Here is a 13,283-nt window from a genome sequence, read left to right on the forward strand (position 1 = left end):
AAAAACTACATAGGCAACGTCATGGCGAAGTTACATCTTCGCTCTTTTGCTATGCCATTTTTTATTTCAAGTCTATTATACACCATTTTGGCCGATTTGCGAAGTTTCCTGAAAAGTAAAAAGAGTTCCCATACACGAGAACTCTTCCTTATTTTTTATGCCGCTGCTTTTTTTATATCGGCAATCATTTCTTTTGTCACCGTAATTTCTTTTACATCACCAGCTGGGGCGTGCAACATGATGTCCGTCATGGCAGTTTCCAAAATCGCCCTCAGTCCCCTGGCTCCTGTTTTGTTTTCCTGTGCGATCCTGGCAATTTCCTTTAATGCATCTTCTTCAAATGTCAATTCTACTCCGTCCATCCCCAGAAGTGCCTGATACTGTTTGATGATTGCATTTTTCGGTTTTGTCAGAATATTGATCAGTGCCTTTTCATCTAATTCATTCAGCACGACCGTCACCGGAAGCCGTCCGATGTGTGATGGAGACATTTTCTCCCTTTTTTGCGATCTTATCGATTTCGTCAATATAGATGATCCCCTGCTCAGCGCTTTTAATATCTCCATCGGCAGCCTGGATTAGTTTCAACAGGATATTTTCCACGTCCTCACCGACATATCCCGCTTCTGTTAAGGCAGTGGCATCCACGATTGCAAACGGAACATTTAAGCACTTCGCCAGCGTCTGCGCCAGATAGGTTTTACCTGAGCCGGTCGGGCCAAGCAATAAAACATTTGATTTCCCGATTTCTACTCCATTTGCTATCGGGTGCATCAGTCTCTTGTAGTGGTTATAGACTGCCACCGACAAGACCTTTTTTGCCTCATCCTGTCCGATTACATATTGATCCAGAAACTCCTTAATCTCTGTCGGTATCGGCAGTTTTGTTTTTTTCTTTGTTTTAAGAGAGAAGGTAGTGTTGTGATAAGGGTTACTGCCATCTTCTTCCAATATCCTCATTGCTGTCATTCATCCAGCTTCCAAACACTCCTCACAGATGAATGGACCTGCTGTTTCTTTTGCAGAAATCAATACACCCACTTCATCCGAACCCTTACCACAAAAACTACAGCATTGCTTATTGGCGGAAATTTTTCTATTTGCTGGCATCTGTTTTATGTAAACAAGGGTTCTCAGCTAATGAGCCGAAAACCCTTGTATTTACTAGCAATTTTCATTTTTTATGAAAATTTTGATTCTTAGTCCTCTACAGATACTATCTCGCGCTTGTTGTAAGAGCCACAAGCCTTGCAAACTCTATGAGGCATCATCAGGGCACCGCACTTGCTGCACTTTACCAGATTTGGAGCGCTCATCTTCCAGTTTGCTCTACGGCTGTCTCTTCTAGCTTTAGAAGATTTATTCTTTGGACAGATAGACATGGTTTACACCTCCTTCGACTGTTTAAAAATATCCTGGATAACTGACATCCTTGGGTCAAGTGGCCTATTATCGCAGTCACAAGTCTCGTGCTTGAGATTTGTGCCACATCTATCACAGATTCCCTTACAGTTATCACTGCAGAGAACCGCCATAGGCAGGTTCAAGGTTAACTCATTACCAACCAGCTGGTCGATATCCAGTTTATAACCATTTACGTAGGGCTGCTCGTCCAGATCTTCCACTCGTTCTTCATCACTCTGGTTCATGTCCAGTTCCTGGTCAATCTCCAGATGGAAAGGAACTCTCACAGGGTCAAGACATCTGGCACATGGCATAATCAGAACCAAATCAACGGTTCCCGCTAAGGTCAGCTTCTTATTTCCCATATTTGTTATCACGAATGACAACGGTCCCTTTTCTGCAATGTCGTATACAGCGTCGGCCATCCTGAACTGGGTCATCTCAAGCTCAGGCGTATATGTTTTGGACTTTCCCTCAACAGGAAACAGCTCAGATAAGTTAATTAGCATATTAACCTCCTAATACGCATCTCTTGCATTATACATACCATTGCACATTTTGTCAACTACATTTCCGTTTTTTTTCCAGAAGAATCGTGCCGAATTTGGTTCTTATATTGCTTTACCGTCATATTTTCAAACTTTTTGAAAACTTTGCTAAAATAACTGCTTTCATTGTAGCCCAAACGGAACGCAACCTCCGCAATGCTGTCCTCTGTAAAGTAAAAATAGCCCTTAGCCAGATGCAGTTTTCTCATATGAAGATACTCCGTAACGCTGACCTTAAACTGCTCCCTGAAAATACGGCTCAGATATCCCTGGCTGATTGCACAGTTCTCAATAATACTGTTGAGAGTGATATCTTCTTTTATATGTTTCTCTATATAAATAAAAATATTTTCCAGCAGCGGATAACGGCCGATGCTGTTTCGCCGGAACAGATAATCCATAACCCTGAAGAGCCAGAGTTCTGATGTTTTTCTGTCCGGAATCAGTACCTCATTGATTGGGAACAGTTCTGATATGTTTCCGCTGTCGCCATATACACTCCTGGTGTCCAGCAGGTTCTGTCCCAAATAGGTAAAAAGCTTAATCAGCCGGACGGAATCCTCCCCGCCAATTGCGTAAATTTCATCAATTACACCGGCAATTCCACCATAAAAATCCCCGAAATCTTTATTCCGAAGATAGGAAGCAAGGATTTCCAGTTGGTTCTGCACGGAATCCTCATGTTCTGTTTTGTAATTTTCCAGGATTTTCTTCATACAGCTGTATGTAATCGGCTTTTCCAGAACGTCCTTTACCTGGCTTTGGGCTGCACTTCGAATCAGAACATTGGCAGCATGGGCAGTAAGGATATATATACTAATCCCCGGATTGGACTGGTGAATAATCCTGCTGGCTTCCAGGCCGGTGATTCCCGGCATCTGCATATCCATGAATACAATATCAATCACATCCTCTTTACAGACACGGACCGCACGCTCACCGGTATCTGTCATGGAAACCACTTTGAAAGCACTATCCTTTGCAATCATCACATGCAGCGCTTCGCGCATCAGTATATCATCATCTGCTATCAAAACCCTGTACATGACTACTCAGTCCTTTCTTCATAATGCTCCGGCCACAATAAGATACTTTTCGATCCTTTGTTTCTGTAATTCTCCGTAATAATGCCGTACTCCTTTCCAAACAGTCTTTTCATCTTCTCCTTTGCATATTCCATACCCATTTTTATATAATAGCCTTCATGTTTGTCCTTATAAGCTTCATACTTGATATCCAGCTCTTCTTCCGTAAGTCCCGGGCCTGTGTCATTTATCTCCAGAAACATATTACCACTGTGCATATACCCTGTCACCGTAATTTCTCCGCCTTCCTTCTTCAGCATAATACCATTATAAAAGGCGTTTTGTATGAACGGCATTAAAATATCAGAGGGCATCTTCTGCATATGCAGTTCCTTCGGCACCTGGATGGAATACTTAAGCCGGTCCCCTGTTTTCTTTTTCTGGAATAACAGGTACTGCTCCGCATGCTCCAGCTCTCCGGAAATATGAACAAAGGCACTCTTTTCCGTATATTTATATTTTATATAATCAATATAGGAGCTCAGCAGTTCATTTGTCCTGTCGGCTTCTTCTATGATGGTCAGATTCAGCAGTGATGTCAGCATATCCAGAAGCTCGTATTGGTTGCTCCGCATCTCCAGTTCCATAAACCGCCTGTTAATTTGTGTAATTTCTTTGGCGTAGCTGTGGTTCAATACCTGCAGCTTTTTCATCCGTTTCTTCAGAATATCTTCCTGAAGGTGCTGGCTGACCTCGTTCTCGCTTAGCTGGTTGATTACCAGAAAAACCAGGTTCGCTATATCCAGAAATTTTTCATATGAATAAAAGGGAATCTCATCCAGTAACGGTCTGTATTCCGCAACCGCCTCATCCGCCTTGGCAGCGTGCATGACCGATGACAGCCTGCTGACAGATTCCGGGGCATCATTGCATTGAATCTGGCCTCCGATAAAACCTCCCAGATAATGGCCGCGGACAATAATTGGAATGGCCACCTCCAAAAGTCCGCAGGGACAAAAGTATACGTTTGTCTTTTGTGTAACCGCTGCCTGGATGGAACCGAAGGCATCCGAAGATTTACATCGCTCCATTGCCTCCGGGTTGCTGCGGACCTTTTCACAATAGCGTGAAAAGGAGGTTGCCGATGTAATGGGATCCCCCTTGAAATCAACTGTGATGAAAGCCAGTCCGGTTGCCTTGGAAAGGCTCTCCTGTATTGTCTCCAGCTTCTCTTTTCCGAACAGGTGGATGATATCCAGCTGATTAATACTGTTTTCTTCATTGATGCTGAGATATTCATCCAATGCATCTGGTTCTATCTCTTCCATATGCATCATCTTATGATATTCTGCCATCTGATTAATCCCTCTCTTTATGCCTGTAATTGTTATTTTAGCATCTTTTCACCATTTAAACAATCCTATTCCGGCCTGGGGCCAGGCGGTACAACGGCGTATGGAAAAAGGCCGTGCCAGCTCCTTTTGGGCAGCACGGTCTTATATCCAGCTTGTCATAAGGCATCTTCTCTGTCAATTAATAGATACTTAATAATATTTTCTTAATGGCCTCTGTTCCGGCTTCCCTTGGATTGCCTGCAAGGCAGTTGTCCATCAGGGCGTTATCCGTCATGTTCTGCAGCTGCTCTTCATATGCTTCTCTGCTGATTCCCAGCTCCCTGATAGAGGAAGGCATTTCCATGCACCGCATCAGGGTATGAATCAGCTCCTTTAAGGTGTTGACAGCCATTGCCGGTGATTCGTTCATGTCAACCAACTGGACCTTGTACGCAAGACTTGCGTATTTGTTCATGATATCATGGTTTACACTATTATAATCAATGACCTTATTTAACAGTATGGCATTGGCCAATCCATGGGGAATGTGGAACGTGCCTCCCAGCTGGTGGGCAATGCTGTGGTTCAATCCCAGGCCTGCCGTGTTAAAAGCCATTCCCGCCAATGTGGACGCCTCATGCATCAGGGTTCTGGCCTCTAAATTCTTTCCATCCCTGTAGCATTGTAAAAGCGCCTTAATCAGCAATTCAATTGCCTTTTCCGACAGCGCGTCCGAGAATACATTGCTCCCGTTTGCAACATAGGCCTCCAGGGCATGTGTCAGCACATCCATCCCTGTATTTGCCGTAATGGAAGGCGGTACAGACAATGTAAGCCTTGGGTCAAGGATGGCCACGTCTGCCAGAATATCATCCGATGATATCAGATGCTTGCTCTTACTCTCTGAATCCGTTATGACAGCGGCTGAGGTGACCTCTGAGCCGGTTCCGCTGGTTGTGGGTATGGTGATGAATTTCGGCTTCGGAACCAGATTCCTCACTCCGGCAAAGTAAATCATTCCCTTGGCCGTATCAATGGCAGATCCGCCTCCAAAACCAATGACAATCTCAGGACGTACCTTGCAGATTACGCTAAGCCCCTTTCCCACCACCTCGATGGTGGGATCCGGTATGGCCTGGTCAAATATATCCACGGTATTGCTGGAATCCAGCGCATCCAATATGTAGCTGATTGCCCCGCTCTCTGCAAGGAACTTATCACAAACCATCAGGACCCTTTTTTTTCGGATTTTCCGCAGATATTCCATTGCGTAGCTTCCGCTGCGTATCTTTGTTTTTATATATACATTAGACATTTGCACTTCTCCTTCACATTCAGTCCATATACTGCCGCGTACAGGGATTAACGGATACTAAAGGCATCAGTCATAACACATTTGCGCTTCCTGCAAAATGCCCTGGGGGATGTAAGTCCCTCTCCGGTAGGTCCGGCAATGGTGAAGGTGGTATACCCCTCGCCCCCCACACCGATTCCGGCGTAGGACGGAGCATTTTTGACAAAGATGGTGGTCTCCATAATTTTAGCCATCTTGCTGAGCTTTTCTACATTCCTGGAGTGCATCATGGCTGTGTGACGGTTCCCGTGCTCTGCCTGATGGGCATATTCAATTGCCGTATCCACATCACAGACCCGCACCACCGGAAGAATGGGCATCATCATTTCCTCCTGAACAAGCAGATGCTCCTTCGGAACCTCCATGATGATGACCCTGACACTGGCGTCCGCTGTGATTCCCAGCTTACCCAGGATATAACGGGCGCTCTTTCCCACAAAGGATGTCTTCGGACCTCCTTTTTCATTGGTTACAAGCGTTACCAGCTGCTCCAACTGTGCCGGGTCCGTAATTTGATACGCACCGTTTTCCTTCATGTTGTGAATCAGGTAATCACAGATTGAATCCACAGCAAAAACTTCCTTTTCTGCGATACATGGAACGTTGTTATCAAAACTGCATCCATCCACAATATCTTTTGCAGCCTTTACAATATCGGCTGTCTCGTCAACCACAACCGGAGGATTGCCGGCACCTGCGCCGATTGCCTTTTTTCCGGAAGACAGTACTTTCTTGACAATGGAGGGACCTCCGGTGGCCACCAGCAGACGGACACTTGGGTTCTCAATCATTTTATTGGTATTTTCTATGGACGGCTCTTCCACCATGGTAATCAGGTTCTCCGGGGCGCCGCTCTCTGTCAGGGCTTTGTTCAACAGCTTTACTGTCATCTGTGAAACCTTTTTTGCCCTGGGATGAGGACTGAACACAACTGTATTCCCTCCGGCAATCATGGAAATGGAATTGTTGATGATTGTCTCGGTGGGATTAGTGGTTGGCGTAATGGCGCCAATGACGCCAAAGGGACAATATTCCACCAAAGTCAGTCCGTTGTCACCGGTCATGGCCTCTGTCAGCAAATCCTCCGTACCTGGAGTCTTCTCAGCCGCCAGCCGGTTTTTAATTAATTTATGTTCATAGTCGCCAATCTCCGTCTCTTCCACAGACAGCCTGGATATCATCTCCAGATTCTCTCTTTTAAGAATCGTCCGGCGGATCACATCCACATATTTCTGCCTGTCTGAAATTTTAGAGAATAACAGCTTTTTCTGCGCTTCTTCTGAAGCTGCAATCGCCTCATCCATTGTTTTAAATACGCCATACAGCTCTGCCTTTGGCATTGTAAACTTCTGGGGCTGTTCTGCCTTTATCTCCTTTAAAGCCTGTTCTACCATCTGTTCAATTACTTTTATATCCATATCCAAGCGTATCACACCTTCCTTCATTTATACGGGGCCAGCAGAGGCATTCCATGCGATGCCGAGAGGAGTAACCAAGAGCGCATCATTCGTCTTGACCGTTGTGATGCCCAATGCCTTCTCAAATGTATGTTCAAACTCGCTGAAGCAGCTGGCTCCGCCTACTACATAAACACAGTCCACCTCATATCCGGAAAGGAATCCTTTGACGATAGATGCCATCTTTTCAACCACTGGTTTTATGATTGGAAAGACATCCCTTTCTTTGTCTTTATCTGTTTTCAGTTTTTCGGCTTCCTCAATTGAGATTCCATAATATCCCGCAAGGACCAGAGTCATATGGGTTCCGCCAGTAGGCTCATCTGCGGTAAAAATCACCCTTCCGTCTTTCAGTATGCTGATTCCGGTGGTTCCGCCTCCGACATCCACAACTGCCCCGTCTCTGATTCCCAGCACCGAGGCTGCCGCGGTGGGTTCATCAATCACATGAATCACTTCAAATCCGGCCCCCTCCACCACATTAGCAATACACCTTACGTTTCCCTCGATGATTCCCGGGGGAACCGCGGTGGCCGCTGTTTCCAGGGGCACTCCAAGCAATTCCTCCAGCTGGGCCTTCAGGCGGCGTACGGTCTGCATTGCGCCCACAAAATCCACCACAATGCCGTCCTTTACTACTTTGGAAACAGCGGTCGCGCCTGCAACGGGATGGTTATTCTCATCCGTGACAGCGATTACTATGTTGGCAGTTCCCAAATCCACACCTGTCTTTAACATCCCTGAAAAGGGATTGCATTTGTTCTCCCTTATCAGCTCCGAAAATTCAGACAGCACTTCTTTGGTCATGAGCATATAACCCCTCTTTTCTAAGCTTGATTTATCGCCGGATTATGACATAATCATTGTTCTTAAGCGCACATGCATTGGCTTCATCCACATCCACATGCATCTCCAGTTCAAATTGTTCTGACACCCGGATTAAAACATCTCCAAACACTCCGTGTCTTTCACCGAATGTTTCCACCTCCACGATATCCTTATCCCATACCCCCATGGCCTCCGCCTGCTGCGGCGTCATATGGATATGGCGGAGCGCTACAATCGCTCCCCGGGGCAGCCAAACCGTACCCTTGGGTCCCACCATTTCCAGTCCGGGCGTTCCTGTCAAATCTCCCGACTCCCTGATTGGAGCTTTGACGCCCAGGCGGAAGCTGTCTGTTTTGGATATCTCTATCTGGCTTTGCTTTCTGACCGGTCCCAGTATACGCACCCGTTCAAACTCACCTTTTGGTCCGCGGATTGTCACAGTCTCATTGCAGGCATATTGCCCCGGCTGTTTTAAATCGCTTTTTTTGGTGAGCTGATACCCTTTTCCAAACAAGGTCTCCAAATCTTCCGAAGTCACATGAACGTGCCGGTTGGAAACTCCTACAGGGATTTTAAACGCATTATATTTTGTAATCTTATCTATTACCCGTTCGGTAATCAGTTTCAGCAGTTCTTCATTTACCATCATGTTCAACCCCTTCCGGAAGTTTGTATACCGGCCACGGAAGCCGGTATACACTTACTGGCATATTATAATGATTTCGGTAAAATTTTCTCTACATCCGTATGCGGTCTTGGTATTACATGCTGGGATACTACCTGGCCCACGTTTGCCGCAGCGGCAGCGCCTGCATCAACCGAAGCCTTCACTGCGCCCACATCCCCGCGGACCATAACAGTTACCAGTCCGGAACCTATCTTCTCGTAACCGATAAGAGCCACATTTGCTGCTTTTGTCATTGCGTCCGCCGCCTCAATTGCTCCTACCAGACCTTTTGTCTCAACCATTCCCAATGCTTCATTTGACATATTATTTTCCTCCTGAATGTTATGTTTTATTTAATAAAAAAATCTAAAAAGCCAACTGTTTCAGCAGCCAGGCCTTGTCGGTTTCTTCCCACCTGAAACCCTGGTCATCCCTCCCGAAATGCCCGTATGCTGCTGTCTTTAAATACTGCGGTGTCCGAAGATTCAGTTCTGCGATGTAATCAGCTACCCCAAATGAAAATACGGATTTGACCAGTTCCTCGATGTGGCTGTCCGGAATCCTGCCCGTTCCAAAGGTATTAATGGTAATTGCCTCCGGTTCAATGCCTCCGATTACATATGCCAGCGCAACCTCACATCGGTCTGCCAATTCCGCCGCCACAATATTCTTAGCCACATAGCGGGCCATATAAGCAGCCGATCGGTCTACCTTTGTGGGGTCCTTTCCCGAGAAGGCGCCGCCTCCATGTTTTCCAACGGTACCATAGGTGTCAACCATGATTTTTCTTCCGGTGACGCCCGTATCCCCGGCAGGCCCTCCTATGACAAAGCGTCCTGTGGGATTTACATGAATCCTGGTTTCCGGCGTAATCCAGCGGGAATCAATTACCGGCTCTATGACCGTACAGCGTATGAACGCATCCAGCAGCTCATGGGAAACTGCCTCGCCGTGCTGTGTGGACACAACAACACTGTGAATGCTCACCGGTTTCCCTGCCTCGTCGTACTTCATCGTAATCTGGGTTTTGCCGTCAGGATATAAAAAATCTGTTTTCAGAACCTTCCTCACATAGGCCAGACGTTGGGCCAGGCGATTGGCCAGATGGCAGGACAGCGGCATCAGGCTTTCTGTCTCATTGACAGCATAGCCATACATGATTCCCTGGTCTCCTCCGCCCAGAACCTCCTTCCCGGTTTCGCTGCTTCTGGTGACACCCATGGAAATATCCGGTGACTGGTTATGGATATTGGTAAATATCATACATGTATCAGCGTCAAATCCTTTTCCATGTTCCGTGTAGCCTATTCTTCTGATAATCTCCCTGGCCTTTGCCGCTGCATCCACATGGCCCTTTGATGTGACCTCGCCTGCCAGCATCAGCGTGTTCGCAGATGCCATAGCCTCTATTGCCACCCTGGATTTCGAATCCTGCTCCAAATATGCATCCAGAATGCCGTCTGCAATCTGGTCACACACCTTATCAGGATGGCCTTCGGTTACAGATTCCGAAGTTACGTAATAAAATCTGTCATCCCGTCCTTCCATCATTCCATCAACCTGCTTTCCTAATTACAATCAGCGAATCGAAAATCCACTTGTCAACGTGCATCTTCTCCTGCGGGCAAAATGCCTTGCCGTGGTAGTACCCTCTCCTGTGGTGGTTGCGATTGTAAAGCTGGTATGACCTTCTTTATCAAAGCCGATTCCCATAAGGGAAGGACCGTTTTTAACAAACACTGAGGTCTGTAATTCCCTGGCGGCCCGGTTCAGATGCTCGATGGACTCAGAATGAATGGTTGCCGTATGTTTATATCCCTGCTCCACTTCCAAGGCGATTTCCAGAGCCTCGTCAAAATCAGCCGCCTTTACCAATGGCACAAGAGGCATCATAAGTTCCGTGGTAACAAAGGGATGCATCCGCCCTGTCTCTGCCACAATCAGTTTTATGGCTTTGCTGGCGGGAATGCCGGCATATTCAAGAATCTCCTTGGCGCTCCGGCCTTCCAGTTTCTTATTAATCACAAAATCCTCTGTGACTGCGGCATTCAGAAGTTTCTGGATTTCCGCCTCATTCCGGATATAGTACACACCGTTTTTCAGAAGTTCATATATAAAACGGTCTGATACGCTCTCCTCCACAACCATACACTTTTCTGATGTACACATCAGATTATTGTCAAACGAAGCGCCTCTTACAATATCTCTGGCCGCCTTTTCCAGATTGGCTGTGGCATCCACAATCGTGACAGGATTGGCCGGTCCGGCTCCAATTACCTTTTTACCGGACGTCATGGCCTGGCGCAGGGAACCGCTGCCCCCGGTGCAGACAACCAGGTCAACATCAGGATGGCTCATGACCTCTGTGGTAAATCCCATCAGACTTTCATGAAGGGTGACTACCAGATTGTCAATGCCGCTGATACTGCGGATTGTCTCGCTGATAATCGTGGTCAGGAACTGTGAAACCTTAACTGCTCTCGGATGTGGGCAATGGATGATTGCATTCCCCGCAGCCAGCATACCGATGGTGTTGCTGATAAGAGTCGCGCAGGGATTGGTGCATGGCTGTACCGCACATACGATACCAAAAGAGGAAAGTTCATAGAGTGTCATTCCATGGTCGCCTGTATTGACTTCTGTAATCAGGTCCTCCACGCCGGGCGTTTTCTCGATGGCAAGTTTTATTTTCTGTGCCTTATCCTGGACAATTCCCATGCCGGTTTCCGCAACTGTCATGGCGGCGAGTTCATTTGCAATGGGACGAAGTGCTTTTTTCACTCCTTCCAGGATTTCCTGCCGTTCATTCAGGGTCAGCTTTGTATATCTGCCATAGGCTCCCTTTGCAGCTGCTACTGCATCGGTCACGCTGGAGTAAATACTGCTTTTCATGTCATTCATTACCTCCTTTCCTTAAAAATGACTACACTATATATCCATTGTATCTACGATTCCGATAATTGCCATATCAATGACAGCCTCCCGCTTGGACTGGTCCACACGTACAGAAGAGCCCGAACCAATCAGGACTGTCTCACCAATTCCGGCCCCTACATAATCCACAGCCACTTCCTCTGAATCAATGAAATTACCATGTCCATCAATCCGTCTGATAATCATCAGTTTGTAGCCCACCAGGGAGTTATCTTTTCTGGTAGCCACAACTGTTCCTATTATCTTAGCTAATCTCATGCCATTCACATTCCTTTCACGGAGAATCCGGCTGTCCTATGTCATTACCGGTATTCCTGATTTCAATTAACTGTTTTTTTGCCTTGTGATACCGGTGCCCTTGGCAGATGATGCGCGCCGGACAGCTTTCTTTGGTTTTTCCGCCGGTGTTGCCGCCGGCTCAGACTCTTCTGGCTCAGACTCTTCTGGCCCTGGCTCTTCCGGCTCAGACTCTGATGTCGTGGCCTCATCCCCCGGCTTAAGCGGCTCTGTCTCTGACGGCTGTTCGGTCTCTTCTGTTTTCCCGGTTTCAGTCTCCTCCTGCCCGTCTTTCATCGGAGGGGAAGGCGGTACTGGAGGATCGGGACAGCAGAATGCCTGTTCCACATAATCGGACGGCCTTGGAATGACCTTCCATGAAACCAGTTTATTGTTTGCCGCTCCAATCTGCTTTCCCGCATTGACGGCAGCGTTAACGGCTCCCACATCCCCGGCAATCTTAATAGTCATGTATCCCAGCCCCTTTGTGTTTTCAATCTCCAGAATGCGGATATTGGCTGCTTTGGCCATGGTATCGGCGGCCACAACTGCTGTGGACAGTCCGCTGATTTCCACTAATCCCAATGCCTGTTTCATCCTATCACCTCACTCTCCTTTTTATTTGAATACTATCTTTAGAAATTTCGCCCTGTCTTTTGCCAAATCTGTAACGATATCTCCGGGCTGAAGATATATGACGCCGTCAGAAGCAAATTGTTCCACATTGGACGACGATATTACTCTTTTTTTCTTTTTATCCGGCTCCCGTGTACATGTGCTGTTTTCTGTCCGGCCAGTCGATATGCGGCAGGTCATTGCCAGGTCCGGCCCTTCACACGGTATTTCATAAGGGGCCCTGCCTGAAAACTCCTCTGCGCTGCATATCTCGATTCCAAACTCCAGCGCCTGCCTGTAATACTCCATGATACGTCTCCGGTACGCAGGTTTTTCATTTCCGGAAAACTTTGCCAGGCCCGAGCGAAGAAGTACAACCCGGCTGCCCTGTTCCATGCATTCTGCTATCCATGAAGTCTCATATGTATCGCTGATGCATAATGCTGTTTTCACCAGTACGTCCCTGGGAACTACCGGAAGCAGCGTCACTGCCCTGTCCAGGTCATCCGGCATTTCACCGGAGCGGTACAGGATTTTGCCGAACGATACGGACTGCCTGAGTCTGGCCTCATATCCCATATCCTTCCAGGATGAGGGAATTACGGGAACAATATCATATGCATCCGACCCTTCCATTTCCTTTAGAAACTCCATATACCGTTCGCTCCATGAGGATACGCACAGCATATACAGCGTCTGTCTGGTATCCTTCATGCATTCCGCCCTTTTTTCCGCCTCCAGATCACTTAACACACGCAGTACCAGTTCTTTCAACTGTTCTTCACTGATATTCAATTCTTTCACCTCGTTTCAAGGAATGCCCCTATCCAACGGATAGGGG

The 13,283-nt window shown here is 47.0% G+C and carries 14 protein-coding genes and 1 pseudogene; all 15 read right to left on the reverse strand.

Going from position 1 to position 13,283, the window contains the following annotated elements:
* Positions 1–155 precede the first annotated feature (155 nt).
* A pseudogene (locus G614_RS34555) lies at positions 156–1,110 on the reverse strand (AAA family ATPase).
* Between the two features lie 89 nt (positions 1,111–1,199).
* Positions 1,200–1,382, reverse strand: a complete 183-nt coding sequence (rpmF, locus tag G614_RS0117530; RefSeq protein WP_002564324.1) for a 50S ribosomal protein L32 — start codon at positions 1,380–1,382, stop codon at positions 1,200–1,202.
* A 3-nt stretch (positions 1,383–1,385) separates the two neighbouring features.
* Positions 1,386–1,913, reverse strand: a complete 528-nt coding sequence (locus G614_RS0117535) for a YceD family protein (protein WP_027642992.1) — start codon at positions 1,911–1,913, stop codon at positions 1,386–1,388.
* Between the two features lie 56 nt (positions 1,914–1,969).
* A complete protein-coding gene (locus G614_RS0117540; protein WP_027642993.1) occupies positions 1,970–2,998 on the reverse strand; it encodes a response regulator in 1,029 nt (342 codons plus the stop codon).
* Positions 2,999–3,000: 2 nt separating this feature from the next.
* Entirely contained in the window at positions 3,001–4,332 is a 1,332-nt protein-coding gene (locus tag G614_RS0117545) for a PocR ligand-binding domain-containing protein (RefSeq protein ID WP_027642994.1), read from the reverse strand.
* Positions 4,333–4,510: 178 nt separating this feature from the next.
* On the reverse strand, positions 4,511–5,626 hold the full coding sequence (locus G614_RS0117550) for a 1-propanol dehydrogenase PduQ (RefSeq protein WP_027642995.1): 1,116 nt from the start codon (positions 5,624–5,626) through the stop codon (positions 4,511–4,513).
* 47 nt (positions 5,627–5,673) lie between these two features.
* The gene (locus G614_RS0117555) at positions 5,674–7,089 is read right to left on the reverse strand and encodes an aldehyde dehydrogenase family protein (protein WP_027642996.1); all 1,416 of its coding nucleotides are present in this window, start codon (positions 7,087–7,089) and stop codon (positions 5,674–5,676) included.
* Positions 7,090–7,110: 21 nt separating this feature from the next.
* Complete coding sequence (gene eutJ, locus G614_RS0117560) at positions 7,111–7,935, reverse strand: ethanolamine utilization protein EutJ (RefSeq protein ID WP_027642997.1); 825 nt, start codon at positions 7,933–7,935, stop codon at positions 7,111–7,113.
* Positions 7,936–7,960: 25 nt separating this feature from the next.
* On the reverse strand, positions 7,961–8,599 hold the full coding sequence (locus G614_RS0117565) for a phosphate propanoyltransferase (RefSeq protein WP_080664543.1): 639 nt from the start codon (positions 8,597–8,599) through the stop codon (positions 7,961–7,963).
* A gap of 62 nt (positions 8,600–8,661) precedes the next feature.
* On the reverse strand, positions 8,662–8,940 hold the full coding sequence (gene pduA / locus G614_RS0117570) for a propanediol utilization microcompartment protein PduA (protein ID WP_002568818.1): 279 nt from the start codon (positions 8,938–8,940) through the stop codon (positions 8,662–8,664).
* A gap of 43 nt (positions 8,941–8,983) precedes the next feature.
* Entirely contained in the window at positions 8,984–10,168 is a 1,185-nt protein-coding gene (gene metK / locus G614_RS0117575; protein ID WP_027642999.1) for a methionine adenosyltransferase, read from the reverse strand.
* A 27-nt stretch (positions 10,169–10,195) separates the two neighbouring features.
* Positions 10,196–11,518: an aldehyde dehydrogenase gene (locus tag G614_RS0117580; RefSeq protein WP_044918131.1), complete on the reverse strand. Its 1,323-nt coding sequence runs from the start codon at positions 11,516–11,518 to the stop codon at positions 10,196–10,198.
* Positions 11,519–11,545: 27 nt separating this feature from the next.
* A complete protein-coding gene (locus G614_RS0117585) occupies positions 11,546–11,809 on the reverse strand; it encodes a EutN/CcmL family microcompartment protein (protein ID WP_002568821.1) in 264 nt (87 codons plus the stop codon).
* Positions 11,810–11,875: 66 nt separating this feature from the next.
* Positions 11,876–12,424 (reverse strand): BMC domain-containing protein, encoded by a 549-nt coding sequence (locus G614_RS0117590; RefSeq protein ID WP_027643001.1) that lies wholly within the window; start codon positions 12,422–12,424, stop codon positions 11,876–11,878.
* Positions 12,425–12,445: 21 nt separating this feature from the next.
* Positions 12,446–13,237, reverse strand: a complete 792-nt coding sequence (locus G614_RS0117595) for a hypothetical protein (protein WP_027643002.1) — start codon at positions 13,235–13,237, stop codon at positions 12,446–12,448.
* Between the last annotated feature and the right edge of the window lie 46 nt (positions 13,238–13,283).

Source organism: [Clostridium] clostridioforme AGR2157, assembly GCF_000424325.1.
In the GTDB taxonomy this organism is placed as follows: Bacteria; Bacillota; Clostridia; order Lachnospirales; family Lachnospiraceae; genus Enterocloster; species Enterocloster clostridioformis_A.

Bases quoted from the DNA above. Each gene is read 5' to 3' on its own strand.
- G614_RS0117565 (WP_080664543.1), bottom strand. From the start codon at position 8,599: ATGATGGTAAATGAAGAACTGCTGAAACTGATTACCGAACGGGTAATA.
- G614_RS0117585 (WP_002568821.1), bottom strand. From the start codon at position 11,809: ATGAGATTAGCTAAGATAATAGGAACAGTTGTGGCTACCAGAAAAGAT.
- G614_RS0117580 (WP_044918131.1), bottom strand. From the start codon at position 11,518: ATGAATGACATGAAAAGCAGTATTTACTCCAGCGTGACCGATGCAGTA.
- G614_RS0117550 (WP_027642995.1), bottom strand. From the start codon at position 5,626: ATGTCTAATGTATATATAAAAACAAAGATACGCAGCGGAAGCTACGCA.
- rpmF (WP_002564324.1), bottom strand. From the start codon at position 1,382: ATGTCTATCTGTCCAAAGAATAAATCTTCTAAAGCTAGAAGAGACAGC.
- G614_RS0117545 (WP_027642994.1), bottom strand. From the start codon at position 4,332: ATGGCAGAATATCATAAGATGATGCATATGGAAGAGATAGAACCAGAT.
- G614_RS0117590 (WP_027643001.1), bottom strand. From the start codon at position 12,424: ATGAAACAGGCATTGGGATTAGTGGAAATCAGCGGACTGTCCACAGCA.
- G614_RS0117535 (WP_027642992.1), bottom strand. From the start codon at position 1,913: ATGCTAATTAACTTATCTGAGCTGTTTCCTGTTGAGGGAAAGTCCAAA.
- metK (WP_027642999.1), bottom strand. From the start codon at position 10,168: ATGATGGAAGGACGGGATGACAGATTTTATTACGTAACTTCGGAATCT.
- pduA (WP_002568818.1), bottom strand. From the start codon at position 8,940: ATGTCAAATGAAGCATTGGGAATGGTTGAGACAAAAGGTCTGGTAGGA.
- G614_RS0117540 (WP_027642993.1), bottom strand. From the start codon at position 2,998: ATGTACAGGGTTTTGATAGCAGATGATGATATACTGATGCGCGAAGCG.
- eutJ (WP_027642997.1), bottom strand. From the start codon at position 7,935: ATGCTCATGACCAAAGAAGTGCTGTCTGAATTTTCGGAGCTGATAAGG.